At 38.3% G+C, this 25,345-nt stretch carries 23 protein-coding genes; 18 read left to right on the plus strand and 5 right to left on the minus strand.

Features of this window, described 5'->3' with window-relative positions; genetic code table 11:
- The first annotated feature begins 55 nt into the window (after positions 1 to 55).
- The 9 genes from I6760_RS01970 (at position 56) to I6760_RS02010 (ending at position 8,714) form a co-directional block, all read left to right on the plus strand.
- Positions 56 to 2,287 (plus strand): RelA/SpoT family protein, encoded by a 2,232-nt coding sequence (locus I6760_RS01970; RefSeq protein ID WP_196592848.1) that lies wholly within the window; start codon positions 56 to 58, stop codon positions 2,285 to 2,287.
- 3 nt (positions 2,288 to 2,290) lie between these two features.
- Positions 2,291 to 2,914 (plus strand): MBL fold metallo-hydrolase, encoded by a 624-nt coding sequence (locus tag I6760_RS01975; RefSeq protein WP_196592849.1) that lies wholly within the window; start codon positions 2,291 to 2,293, stop codon positions 2,912 to 2,914.
- A 9-nt stretch (positions 2,915 to 2,923) separates the two neighbouring features.
- A complete protein-coding gene (locus tag I6760_RS01980) occupies positions 2,924 to 3,274 on the plus strand; it encodes a dihydropteroate synthase (RefSeq protein WP_196592850.1) in 351 nt (116 codons plus the stop codon).
- Positions 3,275 to 3,325: 51 nt separating this feature from the next.
- Positions 3,326 to 3,787 (plus strand): methylated-DNA--[protein]-cysteine S-methyltransferase, encoded by a 462-nt coding sequence (locus tag I6760_RS01985; RefSeq protein ID WP_196592851.1) that lies wholly within the window; start codon positions 3,326 to 3,328, stop codon positions 3,785 to 3,787.
- 17 nt (positions 3,788 to 3,804) lie between these two features.
- Entirely contained in the window at positions 3,805 to 4,464 is a 660-nt protein-coding gene (locus I6760_RS01990; protein WP_196592852.1) for an HAD family hydrolase, read from the plus strand.
- 33 nt (positions 4,465 to 4,497) lie between these two features.
- Entirely contained in the window at positions 4,498 to 5,868 is a 1,371-nt protein-coding gene (gene rlmD / locus I6760_RS01995; RefSeq protein WP_196592853.1) for a 23S rRNA (uracil(1939)-C(5))-methyltransferase RlmD, read from the plus strand.
- Positions 5,869 to 6,164: 296 nt separating this feature from the next.
- Positions 6,165 to 7,088, plus strand: a complete 924-nt coding sequence (locus tag I6760_RS02000; protein ID WP_196592854.1) for a recombinase family protein — start codon at positions 6,165 to 6,167, stop codon at positions 7,086 to 7,088.
- A gap of 100 nt (positions 7,089 to 7,188) precedes the next feature.
- A complete protein-coding gene (locus tag I6760_RS02005) occupies positions 7,189 to 7,533 on the plus strand; it encodes a hypothetical protein (RefSeq protein ID WP_196592855.1) in 345 nt (114 codons plus the stop codon).
- 341 nt (positions 7,534 to 7,874) lie between these two features.
- The gene (locus I6760_RS02010; RefSeq protein ID WP_196592856.1) at positions 7,875 to 8,714 is read left to right on the plus strand and encodes a GIY-YIG nuclease family protein; all 840 of its coding nucleotides are present in this window, start codon (positions 7,875 to 7,877) and stop codon (positions 8,712 to 8,714) included.
- A 206-nt stretch (positions 8,715 to 8,920) separates the two neighbouring features.
- Here I6760_RS02010 and I6760_RS02015 read toward each other — a convergent pair whose 3' ends face one another.
- From I6760_RS02015 to I6760_RS02035, 5 genes are read right to left on the minus strand one after another with little or no spacing between them, the layout of a single operon-like run.
- A complete protein-coding gene (locus I6760_RS02015; protein WP_196592857.1) occupies positions 8,921 to 12,082 on the minus strand; it encodes a type I restriction endonuclease subunit R in 3,162 nt (1,053 codons plus the stop codon).
- A gap of 12 nt (positions 12,083 to 12,094) precedes the next feature.
- A complete protein-coding gene (locus I6760_RS02020; protein ID WP_196592858.1) occupies positions 12,095 to 13,351 on the minus strand; it encodes a restriction endonuclease subunit S in 1,257 nt (418 codons plus the stop codon).
- Complete coding sequence (locus I6760_RS02025; protein WP_231036047.1) at positions 13,348 to 14,916, minus strand: type I restriction-modification system subunit M; 1,569 nt, start codon at positions 14,914 to 14,916, stop codon at positions 13,348 to 13,350. Before I6760_RS02025 ends, I6760_RS02020 begins: the two co-directional genes overlap by 4 nt.
- Entirely contained in the window at positions 14,909 to 15,145 is a 237-nt protein-coding gene (locus I6760_RS02030) for a helix-turn-helix domain-containing protein (RefSeq protein ID WP_196592859.1), read from the minus strand. The genes I6760_RS02025 and I6760_RS02030 overlap by 8 nt, the downstream gene beginning before the upstream one ends.
- Before the next feature lie 17 nt (positions 15,146 to 15,162).
- Positions 15,163 to 17,502, minus strand: coding sequence for an NACHT domain-containing protein (locus I6760_RS02035; protein ID WP_196592860.1), 2,340 nt, complete (start codon positions 17,500 to 17,502; stop codon positions 15,163 to 15,165).
- 670 nt (positions 17,503 to 18,172) lie between these two features.
- Here I6760_RS02035 and I6760_RS02040 point away from each other — a divergent pair.
- The 9 genes from I6760_RS02040 (at position 18,173) to I6760_RS02080 (ending at position 25,341) form a co-directional block, all read left to right on the plus strand.
- Positions 18,173 to 18,721 (plus strand): sigma-70 family RNA polymerase sigma factor, encoded by a 549-nt coding sequence (locus I6760_RS02040; protein WP_196592861.1) that lies wholly within the window; start codon positions 18,173 to 18,175, stop codon positions 18,719 to 18,721.
- A 62-nt stretch (positions 18,722 to 18,783) separates the two neighbouring features.
- On the plus strand, positions 18,784 to 19,584 hold the full coding sequence (locus I6760_RS02045) for a phage antirepressor (protein ID WP_196592862.1): 801 nt from the start codon (positions 18,784 to 18,786) through the stop codon (positions 19,582 to 19,584).
- Positions 19,585 to 19,678: 94 nt separating this feature from the next.
- Positions 19,679 to 20,005, plus strand: a complete 327-nt coding sequence (locus I6760_RS02050; RefSeq protein WP_330997938.1) for a DUF7768 domain-containing protein — start codon at positions 19,679 to 19,681, stop codon at positions 20,003 to 20,005.
- The gene (locus I6760_RS02055) at positions 19,998 to 22,325 is read left to right on the plus strand and encodes a virulence-associated E family protein (protein ID WP_196592864.1); all 2,328 of its coding nucleotides are present in this window, start codon (positions 19,998 to 20,000) and stop codon (positions 22,323 to 22,325) included. Before I6760_RS02050 ends, I6760_RS02055 begins: the two co-directional genes overlap by 8 nt.
- 220 nt (positions 22,326 to 22,545) lie before the next feature.
- Entirely contained in the window at positions 22,546 to 22,830 is a 285-nt protein-coding gene (locus tag I6760_RS02060; protein WP_196592865.1) for a VRR-NUC domain-containing protein, read from the plus strand.
- Positions 22,808 to 23,401: an HNH endonuclease gene (locus tag I6760_RS02065; protein WP_196592866.1), complete on the plus strand. Its 594-nt coding sequence runs from the start codon at positions 22,808 to 22,810 to the stop codon at positions 23,399 to 23,401. The genes I6760_RS02060 and I6760_RS02065 overlap by 23 nt, the downstream gene beginning before the upstream one ends.
- Positions 23,376 to 24,740 (plus strand): DEAD/DEAH box helicase, encoded by a 1,365-nt coding sequence (locus I6760_RS02070; protein ID WP_196592867.1) that lies wholly within the window; start codon positions 23,376 to 23,378, stop codon positions 24,738 to 24,740. The genes I6760_RS02065 and I6760_RS02070 overlap by 26 nt, the downstream gene beginning before the upstream one ends.
- A complete protein-coding gene (locus I6760_RS02075; RefSeq protein ID WP_196592868.1) occupies positions 24,737 to 24,928 on the plus strand; it encodes a hypothetical protein in 192 nt (63 codons plus the stop codon). The genes I6760_RS02070 and I6760_RS02075 overlap by 4 nt, the downstream gene beginning before the upstream one ends.
- Positions 24,925 to 25,341: a DUF1492 domain-containing protein gene (locus I6760_RS02080; protein ID WP_196592869.1), complete on the plus strand. Its 417-nt coding sequence runs from the start codon at positions 24,925 to 24,927 to the stop codon at positions 25,339 to 25,341. The genes I6760_RS02075 and I6760_RS02080 overlap by 4 nt, the downstream gene beginning before the upstream one ends.
- Positions 25,342 to 25,345 lie beyond the last annotated feature (4 nt).

The following is a 25,345-nucleotide window of genomic DNA, read 5'->3' on the forward strand; positions in this document are numbered from 1 at the left end:
ATTTAGTAAGAATCATTCAAATGAATTGATTTCTCACGGATATGAGGGTAATAATATGATTGATGATAATGCTGTAAAAATAACTATTGACGACATAAAAAACGCCGTAAAAGAATACCAACCTAATGCTGACATAAGTCTTATCCAAAAAGCTTATGATTTGGCATATGCAGCTCATTTTGACCAAAAACGCGCTTCCGGTGAACATTATATAATACACCCGCTCCATGTGGCAGCGATCCTGACACAAATGCATATAGATGAAGTAACTATAGCTGCAGCACTTTTACATGATGTCGTGGAAGACACCACTTTTACTCTAGAAGAAATGAAAAAAAAATTTGGTGAAGAAGTTGCTTTATTAATCGACGGCGTAACAAAGTTAAACAAAATTCATTTTAAATCAAAAGAATTACAGCAATCAGAAAATTATCGTAAAATGTTTTTAGCTATGGCCAAGGATATCCGTGTAATTATGATAAAATTAGCTGACCGCCTTCATAACATGCGCACCTTAAAATACATGCCCGAGGAAAAACAAAAACGCATTGCTAGAGAAACACTGGAAATATACGCACCACTGGCTAACCGCCTTGGTATTTCCAATATAAAATGGGAGTTGGAAGACTTATGTTTCCGCTATCTTTACCCGGAAGAATACTATGATCTAGTAGAAAAAGTAAAACAAAAGCGCCAGGAACGACAGAAATTTATAGACGATTCTATAAAAGAAATGTGTAGGGAAATCAAAAAAGCAAATATAAAAGCTGAGATCCAGGGACGTGCCAAACATTTTTACAGTATCTGGCGCAAAATGAAACGCGACCACAAAGACATAAGTGAAATATATGATCTGTCAGCTGTACGTGTTCTCGTAAACACCGTTCAGGAATGTTATACTATTTTAGGCATAATTCATAATATATGGAAACCTATACCAGGTAGATTCAAGGATTATATTGCCATGCCAAAAAGCAACGGTTATCAATCACTTCATACCACTGTTATCGCTGCCAATGGCTATCCTCTGGAAATTCAAATACGGACATTTCAAATGCACCAGGTTTCCGAATATGGTATTGCCGCCCATTGGAAATATAAAGAATCTGGCAAAAGTATTGATGCTAGTAATGCTTATGATCAAAAACTTTCCTGGCTGCGACAACTTATTTCTCTACAGAAAGAACTCAGCGATCCCGATGAATATGTAGAAGCTTTAAAAGTCGATATTTTTTCTGATGAGGTTTTCGTTTTTACCCCTCAGGGAGATGTAATTGGCCTTCCCAAAGGCTCCAATCCTATTGATTTTGCCTATCGCATTCATACTGATGTAGGTAATCACTGCGTAGGTGCCACCATAAATGGTAAAATTGTCCCATTAGAATACAAACTACGCAATGGTGACATAGTTTCTATAATAACTAATGAACAAAATAACGGCCCAAGTCCTGACTGGCTTAACATTGTGGCTTCTTCAGAAACACGTACCAAAATACGTCAATGGTTTAAAAAACAACGGCGAGAAGAAAACATCACCTCAGGCATAGAACTTATAGAAAAAGAAATAAAACATCTTGGATATAACGTCAAAGAACTACTAAAAGAAGACCGCCTGGAAAATGTCGCGCAAAAAATGAACATTCAAAGTTCAAATGATCTTTTAGCCTCTCTCGGCTATGGGGGAATAACTGTAAATGGTGTTATCTCGCGTTTAATTGAACTTCATAAAAAAGACTTAAAAGAAATAACCCCACCTGACATTTCGCAAATGCTGGAAAAAATAAAAAAACCACAGGGAGAAAAGAAAAAAGGTAGCCACGGCATTCTGATCGACGGAGAAAGCGGTTTTCTCGTACATTTGGCAAAGTGCTGTAATCCTATTCCCGGTGATCCCATAATAGGTTATATAACCCGCGGTCGCGGTGTTTCCATTCATAGAATAGACTGTCCCAATGTAATAAAGGATGATAATGATCTTTCGCGTGTCGTTGACGTCAGTTGGGATGTTGGCCTTGACAAGACTTATACTGTAACAATAGAAATAACCTGCAATGATCGCCCTGGAGTACTCACAGACTTACTTGCCATTCCATCTGAATCCAAGATAAATATACATTCCGTAACCGCTCGTCCTAACAAAAAAAATAAAACCTCCACTATTTTCATGAGTCTGGAAGTTAGAAGCATGGCTCAGTCCGAAGCTATAATGAATAAATTCCGCCATAATAAAGATGTATTTAAAGTAATTCGCGCTTTAGGTGGTATAAAAGAAACGAAAGGAAATTGATTTATGAAAGTGAAAACTTTAATTAATGGTTCCTTTGAAGAAAATTGCTACATGGTAATCGATGAAACAACAAATGAGGCATTAGTCATTGACCCTGGTTCCGAGCCAGAACGTATTCTTAATTGGTTGAAAGGTGCAAACTGCACCATAAAATACGTTTTAAATACACATGGTCATAGCGATCATATTGGCTGCAATACTGCTGTATGTGACGAATTTAAAGTAAAGCTCGGCATTCACCCATTAGATGCCCCAATGCTTATCAATCCTCAGCTTAACCTTTCCACTTTTTGGGGTATGGAAGTCATATCTAAGCCAGCCGATTTCTTTTTAAATGAAAATGATATAGTTACATTAGGGAAAAATACTTTCAAAATAATTCACACCCCTGGACATTCACCCGGTGGAATCTGTATCGTTAATGACAATATAATATTTTCTGGGGACTCTCTTTTCGCCGAATCAATAGGACGCACTGATTTTCCTGGTGGATCAACAAAAGCCCTTGTTACCAGTCTAAAAAATAAAATACTACCATTAGATAATAACGTTATTGTCTATCCCGGTCACGGTCCAACGACAACAATCGGTCACGAAAAAGATTTTAACCCATATTTTTCCGTCTGAGGAATAATTATGAAAATACTTACTATAAATAATACTGATGACGCCAAAAAAGAAATATCAGCTATTGATTGTACAACAGAAGGTATTAATATGATGGCTGAAAAAGCTGTCTTTCGTGTAATAAAACTATCCCATATAACTACCAAAGCTGCTAATATCTTAAAACAAAGTATGCTTAGCAAAGGCGGTGAGGCAGCTATATCAAGGTATTGCGCTGATTTAAGCCGTGAATATACTGATGTAATACTAATGGGTACATTAAAACAATACAGAGCGGTTATTCCCATTTTAATGATTCAACCCTGGGGATTAAAAAAAATTGCTGCGGACTTAAAAAGAACATTGGGATTTACTATCTAATAATCCTTGTATCCATTACTTTCATCATTTCATTAAAAAGAGGTATTTTTATTGAAGAAAATATTTTTTTATAAAACAAAAATAGGCAATATATATATTACTGAAGAAAATTCTTCAATTATCGGCATTAATTTCAAAAATCCACTTTCGCCGGCCGTAAAAAAAGAAACCCTGCTAATCCGAGAAACTTATACACAAATACAAGAATATCTCGAGGGAAAAAGAAAAATATTTACTATTCCCTTAAAACCACGCGGAACAATTTTTCAAAAAAAAGTCTGGGAAGAACTTTTGAAAATTCCTTATGGACAGACATGTTCCTATAAAGAAATTGCCATTGCCATAAATAAACCCAAAGCAATGCGGGCAGTTGGATTAGCCAATAATAAGAACCACATTGCCATATGCATTCCTTGTCACAGAGTCATTGCAGCTGATGGTAAGCTATCAGGATATAGCGGCGGTGTAAAAATAAAAAAATTTCTCTTAGAACTTGAACGCAAAAATGCTTAACTAAAGAAGGTAATAAAATGCTTTATAAAGCAGTAATCTTTGATCTTGATGGAACACTAATAAATTCTCTTGACGATCTCGCAGACAGCGTCAATGCTGTACTTAATTCATATAAACTATCTGAGTATCCCATTGATTCATATCGCATGATGGTAGGAAACGGCATAAAAAAATTAATAGAACGCGCCCTGCCAGCGGACAGTTCAGAAAATTTTATTGAAGAAGCATTAGCGAAATTTAAAAAAATATATGCCAGGCACCAGCTGGAAAAAACCATTCCTTATAATGGAATAAAAGAACTACTAAAAAATCTTCATACTAAAAACATCCCCGCAGCAGTATGTACCAATAAACACGACGAAGCAGCAAAAAAAATCATCAGTACCCTATTTCCACCAAATACCTTTGTCGAAATAATCGGTGACTTACCAGGATTCAAACGCAAACCAGACCCCCAAAAAGTCCTGCTGATCGCACAGCACATGGGATTAAAACCTGAAGAAATAGCCTATGTCGGGGATTCATCCGTAGATATGCAGACCGGAGTAAACGCTTCAATGCTGCCGGTTGGTGTTTTATGGGGCTTTAGGAATAAAAATGAACTTCTGGCAAATGGCGCTCGCATACTACTAAAAAAACCAAATGAATTTTTTAATAAAATCAATTTTATCAGTTAAATAATAATATATAACAATGGAGTTTTTATAAAAATGAAAGCTATACCTGTAAAAAATGGTAACACCTATACTATTAATATAACCAGTCTCGGCAGTAATGGAGAAGGGGTCGGACGTATTGACAATTTCACGGTATTTGTTCCTTATGCCCTAAAAAATGAAAACATCACAATCACTATAACTACCGTAAAAAAAACTTATGCTGTCGGCAAGATAAAACACATAATAACAGCAAGCCCGCAGCGTGTTACCCCACGCTGCGGGCTTTATTATCAATGCGGCGGCTGCCAGCTCCAGCATATTGCTTACCCGGAGCAGCTGAAAATTAAACGTCAGCAGGTAATAGACGCCATAGAACATATCGGCAAACAAAAAAATATTCTTATTCAGCCAACCTTAGGGGCACATGAACCTTGGAACTATCGCAATAAAATGCAATTTCCCATCGGAAAAGAAAACAAAAAAGTAATTATCGGCTGCTTTGCCCAGGGCAGCCATAATATTATAGATACAGAAAATTGTTATATCCAAAATAAATTAAACAACGATATAGCAAACGCCACACGTGACATTGTGCAAAAATTAGGCATAAGTGTATATGATGAAGATCGCCACACCGGAACTCTGCGTCATATAGTAGGACGTGTGGGGAAAAACGGTGACTGTATGATCGTATTGGTAACCGCAACTAAAGAGTTGCGTCGTTCCAGGGAAATTATAACCCTCTTACGCAAAAAACTGCCAAAATTAGTCAGTGTCCATCAGAATGTCCAAACCTACCGCAACAACGTAATAATGGGACGTGAAACTAATCTTTTATGGGGAAAACAAACCATCAAAGACTCATTAGGTCCCCTCTCCTTCCATATTTCTCCGCGTTCATTTTTTCAAGTAAATACCATACAGGCAGAAAACCTTTATAAAAAGGCTCTCGAATTTGCTGCCCTTACAGGAAGTGAAACTGTAATTGATGCTTACTGCGGCACAGGTACTATAACACTTTTTCTTGCCCAGAAAGCCCGGAAAGTATATGGAATAGAAATAGTGAAACCCGCCATATATGATGCACGAAAAAATGCCCGTGACAACCACATAAAAAATGCCGAATTTGTCATCGGCGATGCTACTGCTGTCATGCCGCGCCTTTATAGACAGGGCATACATCCCGATGTCGTCGTAGTTGACCCGCCGCGAGCCGGCTGCACTCCAATTGTACTGAAAACATTTGCTTCCATGAACCCCCAGCGTATTGTCTATGTTTCCTGTAATCCGGCATCTTTGGCCCGTGACATTGCTCTGCTCGCAGAACTGGGCTATAAGACCAAACAAATCCAGCCTGTGGATATGTTTCCTCAAACCAGCCACGTCGAGTGTGTAGCGTTGATGTCAAGGGTTCAGAAGTAATGTGTGAAAAGGGCTTGAAATAAGGGGATTTCCGAGGGTTGAAGGTTAAACTTCAGCTCTCGAATTTTTGGTTGTAATCGAGGAACTAAACATATCCACGGCTAAAATGCCGTAGGGTCGAGTTGACAGCTTGAAAACGGGTAGGTTGTGGAGATAGGATTGTTAAGATGTGATGGCAAGTTGACGGAATGATTGTAAATTGATTTTTCACTAGAGTATATGTGTGGTTTGAAGAAAAATAGGCTATTCATCATAGATAAAATGAAATTGATGTTGATTAGCCACAAGGAGTGAAAATGGAAAAGAAAGTAAACTATATTCCGGCTGTACGTTCTAGAATTGAAAAGAAGGTTGGAATATATTGCAGGGTTAGTACAAATGACATGCAACAATTGAATAGTCTTACTGCTCAGATTTCCGGACTTACTAGGCTTGTGGCTACAGTGGATACTTGGAGATTAGTTGATGTCTATATTGATATTGCATCCAGTAAGTCCAAATCTCTAAGAAAAGATTTTGCTCGTATGGTTGAAGATAGCAAGCAAAAGAAAATTAATATAGTGATAACCAAAAGTCTTAGTCGGTTTGGCAGGGATACTGTTGATACACTCGAGGCTTTGAAGATACTAGGAGAATCCGATGTTCGTGTTATTTTTGAACAAGAAAATCTGGATTCCGCTGAAACCGACAACCAGCTGATGATTTCCATCGTGGAGGCACTGGCACAAGCAGAAAATGAAAGCAGAAGTGAAAATATAAAATGGGGTATTAAGAAGAAGGTAGAGCAAGGTACTTCAAAATTAGCAGATAGAAAATGTTATGGATATGATAACGATGAGAGCGGAAAATTGATTGTTAATGGTGAACAGGCATCTGTTGTTCAGAAGATTTTTAATTTTTATTTGGGTGGCAAAAGTATAAATGGTATCTTGAAAGAGCTGGAGAGCCTAGGAATCAAATCGCCAACTGGAAAAGATAAGTGGAGTAAGCGAACAGTTGAGGAAACGCTAATCAGAAGAAAGTATATCGGAGAAGCAGAACTTTTGAAATCTGATGAACAAGGTACATATTATTTGGTCAGCGACAATAACCCGGCAATCATCTCTAAGGAAGTTTTTAATGCTGTACAAAAAAGAAAAATTCAAAGAAGTAACATTACTGTTGATGAAGACGGAACGAAGCACTGCAGTTCCAATAAGTATAGTTCCAAGACAAAGTAAACGGATAATCTGCATCATATTTGTACAATAAATGACTTGCTATTATGTGCCTTACGAGTGATATATAGTACTACCAAAAGAAGAAAGGTAGGGATTATATATGATGTACTTAAAGCTAAATGCTGATTATAAGCAGGGGGAACTTCTTCCATTATTGGATGATGCAATTTATGTGTATTGTGATGTTTGCAAAAGTTTACATAGAATTGAAGATGTGAGTTATGCTGCATTTGGAGCTTGTTCTTTTGAACAGCTTAATGCCTGTGAGAAATGTAGTAAAGAATTTCAAAAGGAAGAGGAACGGAAGCAAATCGCAGAGGCTTTGGGTTGGTATCCTAAGGTTACACTAATGATGAATGATAGACTAGCCACAATAGATGAAATGATTTCTTACATACAGCATAAGGGCAAAAATAGCCTAGTCGAAAATGATAGTGGTGAGTAGATAGAATTAATGTAAAACATACATAAAATCAAGGTTTTACAGTGCTTGTAGATATATTTGGAAATAGCCTAAGTTTCTCACGTTGAAACAGTAGTATTGATGTCAAGGATAGAAAAGTAAAAGTCTAGAAAGTGTAGAAAACAAAGGATTTCCGAGGGTTAGGACTTGTCATCCAGACGGTTATAGCTTTTGGAAATTCTTTTGATTGGGAACATATCCAAAACCACAAAAATATGGGGTTGAGTGGACAGGATTACTTTTGGCTTTGTGAGTTGACAAAAATGTTGTCAAATTGGCGGTGAGTAGATAAGATAGATATAATAAACGGAGGGAGATTTCCTATGTCGTATTCAAAATCAATAAATATATTCTTGCCTACAGGAGCATCTGATGGGCCTATAGAGCTTGAAATGCTTAATTGGAACGGAATGATAATCAAGATTCCAAGAAAAGAAATAAGTACATATTCAGATGTTGAATTAGATAAGCCAGGAATTTACTTCTTGTTTTGTAAAGATGACGGAGACGGCGAATCAGTATACGTTGGAGAGGCAGAAAATCTGCTTTTAAGACTTAAACAACATATTCAGAGTAATAATGCAGGCAAGGAGAAATTCTTCTGGAATAACGCTGTCTGCGTTTCGGGAAAGGATTTAAATAAAGCACTCATCAAGTACTTAGAGAATTATTACTGTCAACAGGTTAAATCATCTAGTAAATATGAATTGTTGACTCGAAAGTCATCACCCAATATGACACTTAAGAGAGCAGAACAGGCTGCAATGGATGAATTCACAGATAATGTTGACATGTTGATGGGTACGATTGGATACAATATTTTAGAAAAAAGTAAGGAAAATGAATCAGCTTCACAAACATATTTTTATTGTGGGTCAAAGACAGGCGCTGATGCTAAGGGATATGTTTCAGAAAATGGTTTTACTGTTTGTGTTGGTAGCAAAATAGCAAGTAAATGTTCATCAAAAACATTTATGAATAAATATGCTAAAATTCTAGACAAGTTAGTTGAAAACAAGATTATTGTTGATTTTATTTTTGAAAAAGATTACACTTTTGGATCACCGACTGCAGCAGCAGATGTTGTTTTGCAGAGCTATGTATCAGGTATGGAGTATTGGATTGATGCATCAGGAAAGAAATTAAAAGAGTATAATATCTAAATGGCTTTTTTCATAAAAGCTGCTTTTAATGTGTAAACACTATAATTAAAAATATAGATATATTACATTAGAATAATCATGAAAAACCCGACACATAAATGAAAAGTTTATATGTCGGGTTTGATTTTGACTAATAGTTTTTATAAGGCGTTATTGTCAAAGCGTCCACATTAGTAAAAGCAGGTATATTATTCGGATAGGCTTAATCATTGTGTAAATTTATTTGAGTTACCTACTCCAAAATATTTTTCGAAGAAAGCTTTTAACTTATCAATTACTGTTTGCTTTTTCTTTGCACGATTTCCGCCACCAAAACGGCTTATGGGCGGCATGATTTTATCAATGTCTGTACCTAATGTTTTTACTTCACCTTGTTTGAATGATTTCTCTAAAAAAACTCGAGTTTCATCTGACTTTAATCTTTCATTTTTGATGAGTTCTTTAAGGTCCTTCTCGCGCTGCTCGGCAACGAAATTATTCCATTCAATTATAACATCATCTACGTCATTGATTCCGGCAATAAAGGTTTCAATTAATTGCTTTTTACTGCGGAGTTCTGGGCTGGCATCAATGGCTTTTTTTATCGTGATCATAACTTCTTTGTCTTCACCGTGTGTATCATGATATTTTTTCACCAGCATGAGAATGTAATCTATGTTGATTTCAATTTGTTTAATGAGTTCAACTTCAAATACGATATCATCAATAATATCAGTGCTCTCACCATTTTCGCGTTTCCGTTTCCATTCGTCCCTTAAGTCTTGATATCTACCTAAGTAATCTTGTAAATCTCTTTCTGAAATGATTTCTTTACCGGCAAATTCATCAAAGGATACTAGTAAATTTCGCATACGTAATATTGCGCTAAACAAAGCAATAAAGTCTTTTTGCTTTTTCTCACCGGTAATCTGTGATTCGGATATCGGAAACTTATTTGAAAGATCTTTAATTAAATCTACATAACCAGGTACATGTTTATTTTCTGATATATACCCTTTATAGTAATCTTTAAAACTGTGAAGAAGAGCAATACCTCCTGCATCCTCGTCGCCAAATAAAGAGATGGCACTATCAACACGTTTTTGCAGGTTACGGAAGCACACAATATTACCAAATGTCTTGATGTTGTTGAGAATACGATTAGTTCGGCTAAAGGCTTGAATGAGTCCGTGCATTTTAAGATTCTTATCTACCCAAAGTGTATTCAAGGTGGTTGCATCAAAACCAGTCAGGAACATATTTACCACAATTAGGAGGTCAAGTTCCTTATTTTTCATACGAAGTGATACGTCTTTATAATAATTTTGGAATTTATCAGAAGATGTATCATAAGTCGTATTGAACATTTTGTTATAGTCATCTATAGCTTTTTCCAAAAAATCACGTGAATTTTTATCTAATGCAGAAGTATCCTCAGGATTTTCTTCGTCAAGAATGCCATCAGTCTCTTCTTCATTTTGTGCATAGCTATAAATTACAGCTATCTTTAGTTTTTTAGTTGGGTCTGCGTTCATCTGTTTGCGAAACTCGTCATAGTACAATTTTGCCATAGAAACAGAAGCGACCGCAAAAATGGAGTTAAATCCGCTAACACGTTGTTTTTGTTTTATCTCCTCAATGGCACCTCTCTTTGCGGAAGCGACATCGGAAATATTTGTTAGTTGATTAAAAATATAGGATCTATCTCCTCGGTAGGTCTTCTGATCAAAGTGTTCCAAAATATAACGAGTAACAAGAGAAATACGCTTTGGTGCCATAAATGCGTTTTCACGATTAATATCCCATACTTGCTCATCATCGATATCATGGTCTGAGTCGATTGTTTTAATATAATCTACACGGAACGGCAAAACATTTTTATCGTTAATTGCATTAACAATAGTATATGTGTGGAGCTGGTCGCCAAAGGTCTGTTCTGTAGTTAATAATAGACCACTTCTACTTGAACCCGAATTCGTAGAAAAGATTGGTGTTCCAGTAAAACCAAACATATAATATTTTTGGAAAGCGCCTTTTTTCTTTTTTCCATCTTTATCAACACCACCTGCAATGGCGATGTGCATATCACCAAATTGGCTACGGTGACACTCATCGAAGATAATAACAACTTGTTTATTATAAACCGGGTGTTCTTTATTTTTCTTAATAAAAGTTGATAGTTTTTGAATGGTTGTAATAATGATACGGGACTTTTTATCACCCAGTTGTTTTGTAAGAATAGCCGTTGATGTGTTGCTGTTGGCAGCTCCTTTTTCAAAACGGTCATATTCTTTCATTGTTTGATAGTCTAAATCCTTACGGTCAACTACAAACAGTACCTTATCTATGTATGGCAACTGAGAGGCAAGTCTGGCAGTCTTAAATGACGTTAGAGTTTTACCAGAGCCTGTTGTATGCCAAATATATCCGCCTGCGGCAATATTTCCGTATTTTTTATAGTTATGAGCAATGTCAATTCGGTTAAGAATTCGCTCTGTCGCAGTAATCTGATATGGGCGCATAACCATCAGCATATTTTCTGCAGTGAAAACACAGTACTTTGTTAAAATATTTAAAAGGGAGTGCTTTGCAAAAAATGTCTTTGTAAAGTCAATTAAGTCAGAGATGACGTGATTTTTTGCATCAGCCCAAAAAGATGTAAATTCAAAGCTATTACTTGTTTTACCTTTTTTTGACTTACCTGAGGATGTATCCTTAATAGCATTGAAACGTGTACTATTTGAGTAATACTTGGTGTTCGTTCCATTGGAGATAACAAAGAGTTGCACATATTCAAAAAGGCCACAACCCGCCCAAAAGGAATCACGCTGATAGCGATTTATCTGATTAAAGGCCTCTCGAATAGCAACACCTCTACGCTTTAGCTCAATATGAACCAAAGGTAGTCCATTTACAAGAATGGTCACGTCATAACGATTATCATATTTTGCACCCTGTTCTTTGCCATTAACATACTGATTGATAACCTGAAGACGGTTGTTGTGTATGTTTGTCTTATCAATTAATTTGATATTTTTTGAAAGCGCATCGTCACGCTTAAGTACCTGAACATAGTCTTCTTGTATTTTGCGAGTTTTATCTGCAATATCATCATTTTTGTTATCAATGCAGTCAGCAAAAAATCTTTCCCATTCGGTATCGGAAAAATGATAACTGTTGAGTTCTTCCAGTTTGGTTCGAAGATTTGCAATCAAATCTGCTTCCGTGTGAATAGGAAGATACTCATAGCCTTGTTCACAAAGCAGACGTATAAACTCTTGTTCTAGTGCGGCCTCGCTTTGATAACTATCAGAACGATTTTTAACTGGTTCATATTCCGTAACAACGGTATTTTCGTTCGTTTCTGCTACAATATTAAAATATGGCATATGTTCACCTCCTTAGGATAATTCTTTAAATGTCAAAAGTTTATCTCGATAATATTCATACTGCTTTTTACGTGCATAGATTTCAGCAGGTAGACCTGTAGAAATATCGTTGCATAGAGTATCAAAGCGATCGAGAATATCAACAATATGTTGTTGTTCTTCGATTGATGGTACTGGAATTTTTAATTTTCGCATTGCCTTCATTGAAACACTTTTAACTGTACCACCTGCCGCTTTAGCCAGATAGTTTGACCTAATATCATTAGATTGTAATAAGTGCATTAAAAATCGAGGTAGTAGTTTATTTTGGTTTGGTTTTATTGCATAAACACCCTCTTTAATGTTCCAATTTGTAGGGGGAGCACTTAATACAGCAGTTTCACCAATTGTTCCAGTTCCGGAAAAGAGCACATCTCCAACTTCAAGATTTGATCGGTTATTGCATAATTTTAATGCCACGTTATTAATACGATCAGTTTTATCAGAAAATACAATAGTATTATTCTGTATTTCCCGTATTGTAACGTAATAGTTAAGTGCATCATCGGTGTTTAATCTAAAAAATTGTCGTGGATTTAGTCCTGTGGTGAGAGAAATAATTAATTCTTCTAATGTTTTCCATTCCACCTCATCCCCAAAAGTAAGCAACTCATCCCTATAATACTCATACTGTTTTTTTCTTGCTGTAAGCTCCGCTGTAAGCTCCGCTGTAAGCTCCGTGAAATTGTCCAATATACGTACAATTTCCTCCTGCACGGGTAAAGGGGGGAGGGGAATAACAATCTTCGCCATTAATTTCTTTGACACGTTAAATCTTGTTACTCCGTTAGCAGTTTTACTAATTTGGTATCTGAGGTTGCTTGAACGAAAAAGGTGTTTTGCAAAATCTGGTTCAATTATGCTAAGGTTGTTAAAGCGAAAGAAAAAACAAAAGCTGTTAAGATAAAGTGGCTTCTCTGGCTTTTTAGTAACTACGGATGAAAATCCACATTCATTCGGTGTTTCTGAGGAACCAGTAAATATGACATCTCCATATTTAAGAGTTCGTTGATTTTCTCGTTCTGCAATTTTTACGGTGTCATTAGGAGCGATATTCAAGGCAGGGTTAGAATACACATTTTTGTATGTAATAAATGTAGCATTTCCATTTGTAAAATCATCTTTAGATTTTCCTGTAAGCCCGCCAAAAAAATGACCAAGTGCTTCAAGTGGTTTGTAGGTTACTCCCTCTGGACATAACTCCGTAATTAATTCTTCTAACTTACTCATTTGCTCACCTCAATTTCTTCAATGATGGTGCTAATGGCTTTACGAAGTTCATCTTCATGCTTAACAATTTTTTCTATTTTAGCATTTAAAACTTTTATATCAATTTTTTCTCTTGTGTCTTCTGCTTCTACATAAGTAGAAACTGAAAGAGTATAATCGTGTTCAACTATTTCGTCATAGCTTGCAATGTGGGAAAAACACTCTATTTCTTCACGGTTTGCAAATGTATCAACAATTTTATTTATATTTTTTGGTTCTAATTTATTATTGTTTGTGACCTTAACGCATTCATTACTTGCATCAATAAAAAGAGTTTTGTTGTCATTTTTATTTTTTTTCATTACCATAATACAAGTGGCAATGGAAGTGCCGAAAAATAGATTGCTAGGTAGCTGAATGATACAGTCAATGTAATTGTTATCAATTAAATATTTACGGATTTTCTTTTCAGCGCCACCACGGTACATAATGCCGGGAAAACATACAATGGCAGCAGTACCATTAGACGCAAGCCAAGATAGGCTATGTAAAACAAATGCAAGGTCAGCTTTGCTCTTTGGCGCCAGAACTCCTGCAGGAGAAAAACGAGGGTCATTTATAAGTAGAGGGTTCTCGTCACCGGCCCATTTGATAGAGTATGGAGGATTTGAAACAATTAGTTCAAATGGTTCATCATCCCAATGTTGTGGGTTTGTCAGTGTGTCTTCACACTCCACATCAAATTTATCAAAGCCAATATCATGAAGAAACATATTGATACGACAAAGGTTGTAAGTGGTAATATTAATCTCTTGACCATAGAACCCTGTAGTAATGGCATCCTTACCGAGAATTTTTACAGCTTTTAACAAAAGTGAGCCAGAGCCACAAGCAGGGTCATATACCTTGTTAATAGTTTTCTTACCAACTGTGCCAAGGCGTGTGAGTAGTTCAGAAACATCGGCAGGAGTAAAAAACTCACCACCTGACTTGCCTGCATTGGATGCATACATGGTCATCAAATATTCGTAAGCGTCACCAAAAGCGTCAATATCGTGGTCCTTAACAGAACCAAGGTTCATTGCGGAAATACCATTTAAAAGCTTAGCTAGTCTTTCGTTCCTCTTGGCAACTGTGCTACCAAGCTTGTTGCTGTTGACATCAAAGTCATCAAAAAGGCCAGTAAAACTGTTTTCAGAGGCTCCACCTTTTGCTGAGTTTTCAATGTTACGAAACACATTTTCTAATGTTTCATTTAGGTTCTCATCTATCATTGCCCTTGCTCTGACATTACAAAAAAGTTCGCTAGGAAGCATAAAGAAACCTTTTTCCTCGACTAAGCCAGCACGAGCTTCTTCAGCTTCTTCGTCGGTTAATTTTGCATAGTTAAAGTCGTTGTTTCCAGCTTTGATTTCACCATCGTTGATATATGCTGTTAAATTTTCGGAAATATATCTATAGAACATTGTTCCAAGAACATAATTCTTAAAATCCCATCCATCAACAGCACCTCGTAACTCGTCAGCAATTGCCCAAATAGCACGGTGTAATTCTTCACGTTCTTGTTTTTTCTTGTTTTCAATCATTATTTGTAACCTCCCAATTGTTTTGTTTATCTGCATTTGCACTAGCACCACTCTCAATCCAAGAATCAACTTCAGAGGCCCTAAATTTATACAATCTACCAACTTTGTAATATGGTATTGTTTCTTTTTTTATCCAAGTTCTAATTGTGTCTTTGCTACAGCCCACATGTTTTGAAATCTCATCAAGGCTAAGCCAACGTTCAAGTTCATCTGGTTTATTATTTTTCATTTTAATAAAACTCCTTCCTAAGAATTAATCACCGTATTTTTCATTAAGTTTTCATAATATTTTTTTACGTCGCAGTAGATTTTGCAAATATCTTTTTCTGGATCCTTCAAGATATTAATTAAATCACTGTATTTTTCTGGACTTTTCATAACCTTATCAAAGTCAATTGTATATTCATATCCAAAGCAAACTAAATGCATATCATTATCGCGAATAAAATTTTCAACATTATGTGTCTTTTGGTATGATTGCAGGTTATCAAATTCATGTTGCAACAATCTACGGGGAAGGATTTTTTCCTTGCCGTCATGTGGGTCAAAATAATGTTCTCCAAATATTCCTGCTGTTATAAATTCTTGGTAATCAGGTGCATTTTCAAAGACATTCAAACACAACAAGTTAGAAATCTTTAGATGCCGCAAAAGAATAGAATAAATAACATTTGCTGGTTCTGAAATAGTATTTTTAGGTGGTACCCATTCTGCATCATTTATTTGGGAGTAATTTGTTACTGTATCAGAATAAATTAAATGATATGTTATCTCTTTGTATCCGTATTTCAAAAAAGAGATGAGTGAACTATCTTTAGTTTTACCATTAAAAACATTATGTAAGTAGGGCTTAAGTAAACACCTCTCAAATTTTTCTTCTGAAAACTCTTTTAGCATTTCGAATGCATCAATTCCATCAAACTCAGTTTCAGCAACTCCCCAGAGATTATGACCGAGGGTTTCTAGTTCTTCAGGATTGGCAGAATAATAGTACCGAGCAAACAAATACTCCTGAAAGCCAGGGTCAATATATAAAAGTTTTATATCTTCTTCATACATCATGCAGGCCGTTGCACAAGCATCATGGATGAAATTCTTACTGGTCATAATTTTTGGATTTTCAAGAGTTTCCTTACTAGCCAAATTTTCAAAATACTCATCGAATGTGTCATGGTCGAATTCTATGGCATGATTTAAGTATGTAGTAGCACAAAATTCTCTAAATACTTTTGTAAATTCCTCGACATCCTGTGAACTTCTAAATACTCTTGAATAACCTTTCTTTTCTTCATCATGACCATATACAATTGCATCATATACAGTTCTGTAAAAAAGCCTCTTTTTCCCATCAAAGCAATCTACTATTGGATATTTCATGATAACGAAAGTTAAGAGCATTGGATTTGAGGCAAAAACCTTATGTTTTTGAAGATAATCACCTTCAATGTAATTTGTGATTTCATCCCGGATTGACTCTTCTTCAGTATCATCTAAAAGATTATTAATTAATGAAGAAGCCTGTTCTTTGTTAAATGGACGAAGATACATCCTAGAAAATCCCTTGACAGCTTTTATTATATCGCATTCTCTTGATGCAATGATATATTGATTGTAGGGGTATCTATCAGCAAGTTCATCTATTTGTCGCTGAAAGGCATTTACATCCGATGGGTCGATTTCATCGGCACCATCCATTAAAATTTGGCATTTGCCAGAGGACATCAAATTTTCAAGTATTTTGGTAGTTAGACTCTTGTCATATATCTCAGCGGTCTTTACAATATAATCTTTAAATAAATCATTGCTTTCGTTAAAGTCACGTAGTTCTAGTATTATAGGTAACAAACCTGTTTGCATGTGTTTATTAATAGATTCAAGAAATAGATGCTTGAGCATCATAGATTTGCCCATTCCTCCGTTTGCGACAAGGATAACTTTTTTTGAATATTCCGCTATCAATTCTAGGTTTACATTCTGAATAATTTTTTCTTGAGTCCTACTATGCCTGTTTTTTGTAGCTGTAAGGCGACTACTCAAAATATTACAAACATAAATATCTTCTAATAAACGTTCTTCTCCATCCGAGAAGGGCGTTTTTGTTTTCTCATATTTTATTTTTGTTCTATTTGTATACTCAGGAAAAGAGATTATATGCGCTTCTGGCTTGTAATAATCTTTAACTATATTATCAGCATTACCGTTACCTTGAGCAATTGCATAAAACTGTTTAGCTAAAGCAGATGCAAAGAGCCGTTTGTCTGGATCTTCACCTTCTTGTAGACCAATTTTAAAATCAACCATGATATTACGCAGTACACTGTCGTTTAGGTCTCTTGAAATTTTATCAACAAAACCATCTTCATTAAAATTAGATACAACTGTGTTCCAAAGCGTACTTTCAGGGTTGCGATTTCCACTGAACCATTTTCCATAAGTGCTACTAGATAGGGGTAACAAATCATGGAACTCCTCAAGAAGTGCAGCTTTCATAAAGTATTCCGGTATTTTTTCTTTAGACTTGTGTCCAAGGATGCCACCAGAGCTTCTACCCATATAAAATTTTGAGAAAAAATCCGTATATTTCATTCTAGCGCCCCTCTCATAGTTGTTAATTTATATTCTTGTCCGAATTGTCCCAATAATGTCCTAGCTTGTCCCAATAATGTCTAAATTCAAGTCGGTGAAGCTAGAAGCAATATTTTCTATAATTAGATTATAAGGTTGGACAAGGTAAAGTATTGAGCAAGAAATATTGAATGTGTACTGAATTTTTGAAAACAGTTTAATACCTCTTGTATATACAAAGCTTACCATGGGCTATTTGGATTTATAAGATTTTATGTAATGAATTAGTGTAGATGTATAAAGTCTAATCATTACTAATTCAACTAAAATCAACTTATTCATACATAAACCTTCTTGATTATATAGCATTGTGTATGAAATTACAAGATATTTTAACGTTGATAGGTACATGAAATCCACTAAATCCTCTGACATATAGAGGTCAGATAGGCCGTAAAAGCCTTAAGAAATACAATTTAACAAACCAATATCTCAATGTCCGAGATGCGCATTAGGACGGCGGGATGCATAAGAGTTCAGAACACAGCGATAAAGGCTGTGTTTGGAATGAAGATGCACCCACCGTGATTTCGTGCGCCCATTTTTCGGACAAGCGGAGTCTGTGGTGCATCTGAAACCATAGGCTCTTTTTGTATTCCGCCGTCAATGCCATGACGGAAAGGAATACTTAATGAAGATTCGAGTTTTATATGAAGACAACATCAAAAACGGTCACAAGAGCTACACCACTATTGAAATTCCAGATGGAGATTATAGTGTCATGCTGGATATCGACTATGAGCAGCGTCTTACAGAGGCAAAGCCTGAAAAGAAAGCGGAAGTAAAGCGCTGTGAAACGGTGCAAGAAATGTTCGACCTGATGAGCAAAAAGGAATACAACCACTGGCGTAGGTACCATAGACATCTTGGAAATCCAAAGACTCCATATCGCAAGGATGATGAATCAGAAGATAATACGGATGTCATGGATACATTAGCTGATAATTCTCAGGAAATAGAGCGTAATTATCAGGATGAGTATGAAGATGTATGCCAAAAGATACGTCAAGCACTTGGTAAAAAGCAGGACTGGGCGGATATGTTTATTGCAGTCCGTATCGATAGCATTCCAATTAGAGAATATGCGACTTCAATAGGTACAGACGAAAACAATATCACACATAAACTAAAGAGAGCCGAGAAAAAACTTCAAGGTATTTTTAAAAATCGTCAGATTTGACCTTCTGCCGTGGCTATGAGGTAGGAGGACTAATCCTCCAAATATGAATGGGAGGTATTTCAATGAACGGAATACAGATTTTTCAAAATGCTGAGTTTGGCTCGGTGAGAACAGCAGACATTAATGGAGTTCCTTATTTTGTGGGAAAGGACGTAGCTGAAATTCTTGGCTATAGCAATACAAGGAAAGCTTTGCTAGACCATGTGGATGAAGAGGATAAAACCGATGGGGTAACGATTCGTGACTCCATCGGACGTGAACAGGCTCCGGTTCTGATAAATGAGTCTGGCCTTTACAGCCTTATTCTTTCTAGCAAGATGCCGAATGCAAGAAGGTTTAAACGTTGGGTAACAAGCGAGATTCTTCCAACTATAAGAAAACATGGTGTGTATGCGACAGATGAACTAATTGCAAATCCTGACCTTGCGATTGCAGCATTTACTGCATTAAAGGAAGAGCGAGAAAAGAACCGACTGCTTGAACAAACTACTGCCGTCCAAAAACAGCAGATTGCGGAAATGAAGCCAAAGGCAAGCTATTACGATGTGGTACTTAACTGCAAAGACCTTATTTCCACTTCTACGGTAGCGAAAGATTATGGAAAGTCTGCTATTTGGATGAATCGTTATCTCCATGAAAAAGGTGTGCAGTTTAAACAGGGCGAGATTTGGCTGTTATATCAGAAATACGCAGAAAAAGGTTATACAAACACCAAGACACATAGCTATTCTGCTAATGACGGAACGATTCATACTAAGCCACATACCTACTGGACACAAAAAGGCAGATTGTTTGTCTATGAATTATTAAAAGCAGATGGGATTTTGCCAACAATGGAACAGGAGGATAGTGATGTCGATTAGCAGGTATAACAGCGAGGGCTATCCTGATCCGACCACTTACGGTGCCTTATCCAATATCGAACAGGAAACGAAGGTGGCTCGGAGCTACAGACCGATGGTGTATGTATGCTCCCCATTTTCGGGAGATGTTGTCGGAAACACAGCAAATGCACGAAAGTACAGCCGTTATGCTGTGGAGCAGGGGTATATTCCCATTGCTCCGCATTTGCTGTTTCCGCAGTTTCTTAACGATAACGATTTAACGGAACGTGAGATGGGACTGCACTTTGGAAATGTGCTGATGAGCCACTGTGCTGAGGTGTGGGTGTTCGGAGAAGTGATGTCAGCAGGAATGGATGCAGAAATCAGGAGAGCCAAAAGAAAAAATTACAGACTGCGGTATTTCAGCAGTGGATTGGAGGAGGTAAGCAAAGATGCGTGATTTGAATATTGCCTATGGCAACAGCAGGACGGCAAAGCATTGGAGTAATAAGACCATTCGCTTTTCTGATTTGAAGGAGCGTCTGAAGACAACAATCAGAACCTCAGAGTCTGCGGAGGAGTATGCCAAGTTTAACAAGGCACAGCGTGATGCTGTAAAAGACCATGGCGGTTTTGTTGCCGGGGTACTGAAGGGCGGCAGACGAAAGATTGATACTGTGGAGTCCCGTTCTATGGTGGCACTGGACGGAGACAGAATCGATGCAGAGTTTTTGAAGGACTATGAGAAAAATGCACGCTATACTTCTGCTCTTTATACCACCCATAGTCATACGGATGAGAACCCAAGAGTGAGAGCAGTGTTTCCCCTTACAAGGGATGTAACCTCAGAGGAATACGTGGCGGTGGCAAGATATCTGGCACAGGCACTGGGTATGGATTATTTTGATGAATGCTCCTATCAGCCGAATCAGCTGATGTACTGGCCAAGTACTCCGTCAAACGGTGTGTTCTTGTACAAGGAAGTCGATAAGGACTGGCTTGACCCGGACGAGATTTTATCGGCACATCCGGAATGGAAAGACCCTACCAGACTGCCTACATCCTCAAGGGAGAGCAAGGCAAATACAGCCAGCTTCAAAAAGGTGCAGAACCCGCTCGAAAAAGAAGGTGTGGTCGGTCTTTTCAACAGGGTCTACTTCCCTGTGAATCTTGCCGTGGATGAGTTCCTTTCAGATATTTATGAGCCGACCGATACGGACAGCCGTTACCATCTGATTGAATCCAGCAGTATGGCAGGTGTGGAAATCAAGGAGAACGGCAAGTTTGTCTACAGTCACCATGCAAAAGATCCTGCTTACTTAAAGCTGTGCAATGCCTTTGATATTGTCCGCATTCATAAATTTGGCGATGACGATGATAAAAAGTCCTATAAGCAGATGTGCGAGTTCGTCATGACACTGGATAAGGTAAAGCTGGCAGACCTTGAGGAAAAGAAAAGGATGGCGGCAGAGGAATTTGCCGAAGATACCGACTGGCAGACGAAGCTCCGCTATATGCCGAGAAGCAAATGCCTTGAAAACAGCGTGTGGAATCTGATGCTGATTCTGAATAATGACCCTGATTTTGCAAATATCGCCTTTAATGAGCTGGTGGGCAGAGTGCAGATTACGGGAGCCGTGCCGTGGACAAGACCCGGTGACAACAAATTCTGGAGGGATGCAGATACAGCACAGATGAAGGCGCTGATTGACATCCGCTATGAAACATTCTCCAGCCGAAACCATGATGTGGCATTTACGAAGGTGGTCGAGGACAGGCATTTCAATCCCCTGCGTGAATGGCTGGATGCTCTGCCGGAGTGGGATGGTGTGACAAGGCTCGAAAATCTCTATATTGATTTCCTTGGTGCGAACAGCACCGGGTATGTGAAGGCTGCGACCAGAAAATCCTTTGTGGCGGCGGTAGCGAGAATTTACGAGCCGGGTATCAAGTTCGATTCCGTGGTGGTGATTGTAGGTCCGCAGGGCTGCGGCAAGTCCACCATCTTTGCCAGAATGGGGAAAGAGTATTATTCTGACAGTCTGAATCTGACGGATATGAAGGATAAGGCAGGAGCGGAGAAACTGCAGGGATATTGGATTCTGGAGCTGGGTGAACTGGCTGGTCTTAAGAAAGCGGACATTGAAGTTGTAAAAGCCTTTGTTAGCCGCACAGATGATATCTATCGCCCGTCCTATGGCAGAACCGTGGAAAGTCACCCAAGGCAGTGTGTCATTGTGGGTACCACCAATTCTGATACGGGATTCCTGCGTGATATTACAGGCAACCGCCGCTTTTGGCCGATTAAGGTAACTGGGAAATCCAAGCGTAAATCGTGGGATATAACCAGTGAAGATGTTTTGCAGATGTGGGCGGAGGCGAAGTACCTGTATGGGCAGGGCGAGCCTTTGTATCTGAATATGGAGGAAAGCAGTGAAGCCTTGAGTGAACAGATTGATGCGATGGAAACCGATGAGCGTCAGGGCATCGTGGAGGAATATCTGAACACCATCCTGCCGGATAACTGGAACAGTATGGATTTGTATGAGAGAAGGAATTTCTTCACGGACAACACAGTGGTCAAGGGTACGGTTCAAAGAAAGACGGTCAGCAATACGGAAATTTGGAGCGAATGCTTCTGCAGGAACTTATCTGACCTCAAGCCATCCGATTCCTATGCGATAGCTGCCCTTATGAGCAAAGTGGACGGCTGGCAGAGAACAGATAAAATCAGAAAGCTTGCCATCTACGGCAGGCAGAGGATTTATGAGAGGTTGTGATTTCAACAGCCTGTGTTTTATGCCACAGGTTGTGAACTGCAAAAAAGCCTTGAAAATAGGCACTTTCAGACATCATCTGACACAAGTATCACAAGAATTACTATATAAATTAAATCTATTTTATATAGGGTAATGCAAGCGTGTGTAGGCACATACGCGCGTATAGAAATTTTCCGAGGTAGTTGTGTCAGTTGTGTCTTGTGATTTTAGGAGAGAAAACATGAGAGAAAAAATAATAGAACAGAAACTTGCAGCAGCAGTAAAAAAGCATGGCGGGATATGTCCCAAGTTTACTTCTCCAAGTTTCGATGGTATGCCGGACCGCTTATTGCTTCTTCCTCATGGTAAGTTTGCCTTTGTGGAAGTCAAAGCACCGGGAGAAAAGCCAAGACCGTTACAGTTGGCAAGGCACAAACTGCTGAGCCGTCTGGGATTTCGAGTGTATGTTCTTGACAGTGAGGGACAGATTGGAGGGGTTCTTGATGAAATTGAAAATTCAATGTGACTGGTGTGGAAAAGAATTTGAGAGAAACCATAATCACATTCATGAAAAAAAATATTGCTGCAGAGCGTGTTTAGGAAAAGCAAACGCAGAACGTTTTCGATTGAAGAGTCTGCGAACGTGTGATAACTGTGGGAAAATTTTTGAATACAGAGGTAACCATAAAAAGAGAAACGAACATTTCTTCTGTTGCCCAGAATGCAGCTATGAATTCAAAGTGAAAAAAATATATGTATCATGCGATTGGTGTGGCAATCCAATTTACAAAAAGCGTTCTGATGTTGCAAGAAACGAGCATAATTTTTGTGATTATGGGTGCTATATCGACTACGTCAATTTTGAAAAAGCTGGTGCAGATAATCAAATGATATCAGGAGAAAAACTGTATCGCAGGCTTGCAGAAATGAAGATTGGACGAAAACTTCAAGAGAATGAGGATGTTCATCATATTGACGGCAATCATCTAAATAATGATTTTGCCAATTTAAAAGTTGTTACAGCTTCAGAGCATATGAAAATACACGCTTCCCAGAAAGAGAGGGACTGTCATGGCAGATTTATTAAAAAAGAATGATTTGCATGGGTATCAGGAATATAGTGTCAATTTTATTATTGAACATCCTGTAGCTGCAGTCCTTTTAGATTGTGGACTTGGGAAAACTGTAACATCACTTACGGCTATAAATGATTTGATGTTTGACTATTTTGATATTCATCGTGTTTTAGTTATATGCCCTTTGAGAGTAGGTAATGTTTGGGCGAATGAGATACAACATTGGGAGCATCTGCACCTTTTGCGGTATTCGGTGGCAGTCGGTTCTGAGTCAGAACGACTGTCGGCACTGAAAACACAGGCGGATATTTACATCATCAACCGTGAAAATGTACAGTGGCTGATTGAGAAAAGCGGGGTTTCCTTTGACTTTGATATGGTGGTTGTGGATGAGCTTTCGTCCTTCAAGAATTATCAGTCCAAGCGGTTCAAGGCACTGATGAAGGCAAGACCGAAGGTAAAAAGAATGGTAGGTCTGACTGGCACTCCTTCCAGTAACGGCTTAATGGATTTATTCGCAGAGTTCAAACTTTTGGATATGGGTGCAAGGCTTGGACGATTTATCGGTCAATACAGAAATGCCTATTTCTCTCCGGACAAGCGGAACGGTCAAATTATTTACAATTACAAGCCGCTGCCAAATGCCGAACAGCAGATATACGATAAGATTTCGGACATTACGATTTCCATGAAATCCACCGACCATCTGAAAATGCCGGAAATGATCAGCACCAAGTATGAGGTGGAATTGTCGGATTCAGAAAAGAAGAAATACGAGGAACTGAAAAAAGACCTCATTCTTCAGCTGCCAGACGGAGAGATTACTGCCGCCAATGCCGCATCGCTTACAGGCAAGCTGTCCCAGATGGCAAACGGAGCAGTCTATTCCGATGATGAGAGCATTTTGGAGATACACCAAAGAAAGCTGGATGCACTGGAGGATATTATCGAATCGGCAAACGGCAAGCCTGTCCTTGTGGCATATTGGTTCCGTCACGATTTGGAGCGTATCAGAAAACGTTTTGATGTGAGGGCAATCAAGACTGCAAAGGATATAGCCGACTGGAATAACGGCAGGATACCGGTGGCACTTATTCACCCAGCCTCGGCTGGTCATGGGCTGAACCTGCAGGCAGGCGGCAACCACTTGGTGTGGTTTGGATTAACCTGGAGTTTGGAACTATATCAGCAGACGAATGCCAGACTGTGGCGTCAGGGACAGACGGCTGAGACCGTGGTCATACAACATATCGTGGCCAAGGCTACAGTCGATGAACACATCATGAAAGCCTTGGCGCAGAAGAATACAACGCAGCTTGCTTTGATGGATGCAGTCAGAGCAGAATTGGAGGAAATATGAATGGGTATGAACAGCTTGCTAATGCCATTGTCCTGCAGGCAGTTAATGATTATCGGCTGGCAAAGAAAAAGAAAGAGTCAGAAGATCAGGCTGTCTTGGTGCAGTTCTTTAGGTCAAAGTGGTTTGCCATGCTGACTAATATAGATGGCCGGCTTTTAGAACAGAAACTCAAGGAGGAATGCCGATGAACGCCAAGGAATATCTGAGCAGGGCAATACAGATAGAGCGGGAGATAAAGAGCCAACTAGAATATCTGAGTGTGCTTAGAACATTGGTTACTAAGGCTACAGCTGCGGTCAGCGATATGCCCGGCAGTCCGACAAGGAACACCTGCAAGATGGAAAATGCTATTATGAAGATCATCGAGCAGGAAGAACTGATAGATGCTGAGATTGACCGTTTGGTGGATTGCAAGAAAGCTATGCAGCTGTCCATCGAGCGAGTGGAAAACCCTGAGTATCGGCAGGTACTGCGGATGCGATACCTCGCTTTTAAGTCCTGGAATGAAGTGGCAGCAGTCATGCACTATAATGTCCGGCATGTGTACCGCATTCACAAAGAAGCTTTAAAAAGTTTCATTCCACCGCAAGATGTCAGTTAAATGC

It is taken from the genome of Pectinatus sottacetonis, assembly GCF_015732155.1.
Lineage (GTDB): Bacteria > Bacillota > Negativicutes > Selenomonadales > Selenomonadaceae > Pectinatus > Pectinatus sottacetonis.

Coding starts and splice junctions, on each gene's coding strand:
- I6760_RS02045 (WP_196592862.1), top strand. CDS start 18,784: ATGAACGGAATACAGATTTTTCAAAATGCTGAGTTTGGCTCGGTGAGA.
- I6760_RS02000 (WP_196592854.1), top strand. CDS start 6,165: ATGGAAAAGAAAGTAAACTATATTCCGGCTGTACGTTCTAGAATTGAA.
- I6760_RS02050 (WP_330997938.1), top strand. CDS start 19,679: ATGGTGTATGTATGCTCCCCATTTTCGGGAGATGTTGTCGGAAACACA.
- I6760_RS02035 (WP_196592860.1), bottom strand. CDS start 17,502: ATGAAATATACGGATTTTTTCTCAAAATTTTATATGGGTAGAAGCTCT.
- I6760_RS02020 (WP_196592858.1), bottom strand. CDS start 13,351: ATGAGTAAGTTAGAAGAATTAATTACGGAGTTATGTCCAGAGGGAGTA.
- I6760_RS02015 (WP_196592857.1), bottom strand. CDS start 12,082: ATGCCATATTTTAATATTGTAGCAGAAACGAACGAAAATACCGTTGTT.
- I6760_RS02075 (WP_196592868.1), top strand. CDS start 24,737: ATGAATGGGTATGAACAGCTTGCTAATGCCATTGTCCTGCAGGCAGTT.
- I6760_RS02070 (WP_196592867.1), top strand. CDS start 23,376: ATGGCAGATTTATTAAAAAAGAATGATTTGCATGGGTATCAGGAATAT.
- I6760_RS01970 (WP_196592848.1), top strand. CDS start 56: ATGATTGATGATAATGCTGTAAAAATAACTATTGACGACATAAAAAAC.
- I6760_RS02025 (WP_231036047.1), bottom strand. CDS start 14,916: ATGATTGAAAACAAGAAAAAACAAGAACGTGAAGAATTACACCGTGCT.
- I6760_RS01975 (WP_196592849.1), top strand. CDS start 2,291: ATGAAAGTGAAAACTTTAATTAATGGTTCCTTTGAAGAAAATTGCTAC.
- I6760_RS02055 (WP_196592864.1), top strand. CDS start 19,998: ATGCGTGATTTGAATATTGCCTATGGCAACAGCAGGACGGCAAAGCAT.
- I6760_RS02030 (WP_196592859.1), bottom strand. CDS start 15,145: ATGAAAAATAATAAACCAGATGAACTTGAACGTTGGCTTAGCCTTGAT.
- rlmD (WP_196592853.1), top strand. CDS start 4,498: ATGAAAGCTATACCTGTAAAAAATGGTAACACCTATACTATTAATATA.
- I6760_RS02080 (WP_196592869.1), top strand. CDS start 24,925: ATGAACGCCAAGGAATATCTGAGCAGGGCAATACAGATAGAGCGGGAG.
- I6760_RS02005 (WP_196592855.1), top strand. CDS start 7,189: ATGATGTACTTAAAGCTAAATGCTGATTATAAGCAGGGGGAACTTCTT.
- I6760_RS02060 (WP_196592865.1), top strand. CDS start 22,546: ATGAGAGAAAAAATAATAGAACAGAAACTTGCAGCAGCAGTAAAAAAG.
- I6760_RS01990 (WP_196592852.1), top strand. CDS start 3,805: ATGCTTTATAAAGCAGTAATCTTTGATCTTGATGGAACACTAATAAAT.
- I6760_RS01980 (WP_196592850.1), top strand. CDS start 2,924: ATGAAAATACTTACTATAAATAATACTGATGACGCCAAAAAAGAAATA.
- I6760_RS02040 (WP_196592861.1), top strand. CDS start 18,173: ATGAAGATTCGAGTTTTATATGAAGACAACATCAAAAACGGTCACAAG.
- I6760_RS02065 (WP_196592866.1), top strand. CDS start 22,808: ATGAAATTGAAAATTCAATGTGACTGGTGTGGAAAAGAATTTGAGAGA.
- I6760_RS02010 (WP_196592856.1), top strand. CDS start 7,875: ATGTCGTATTCAAAATCAATAAATATATTCTTGCCTACAGGAGCATCT.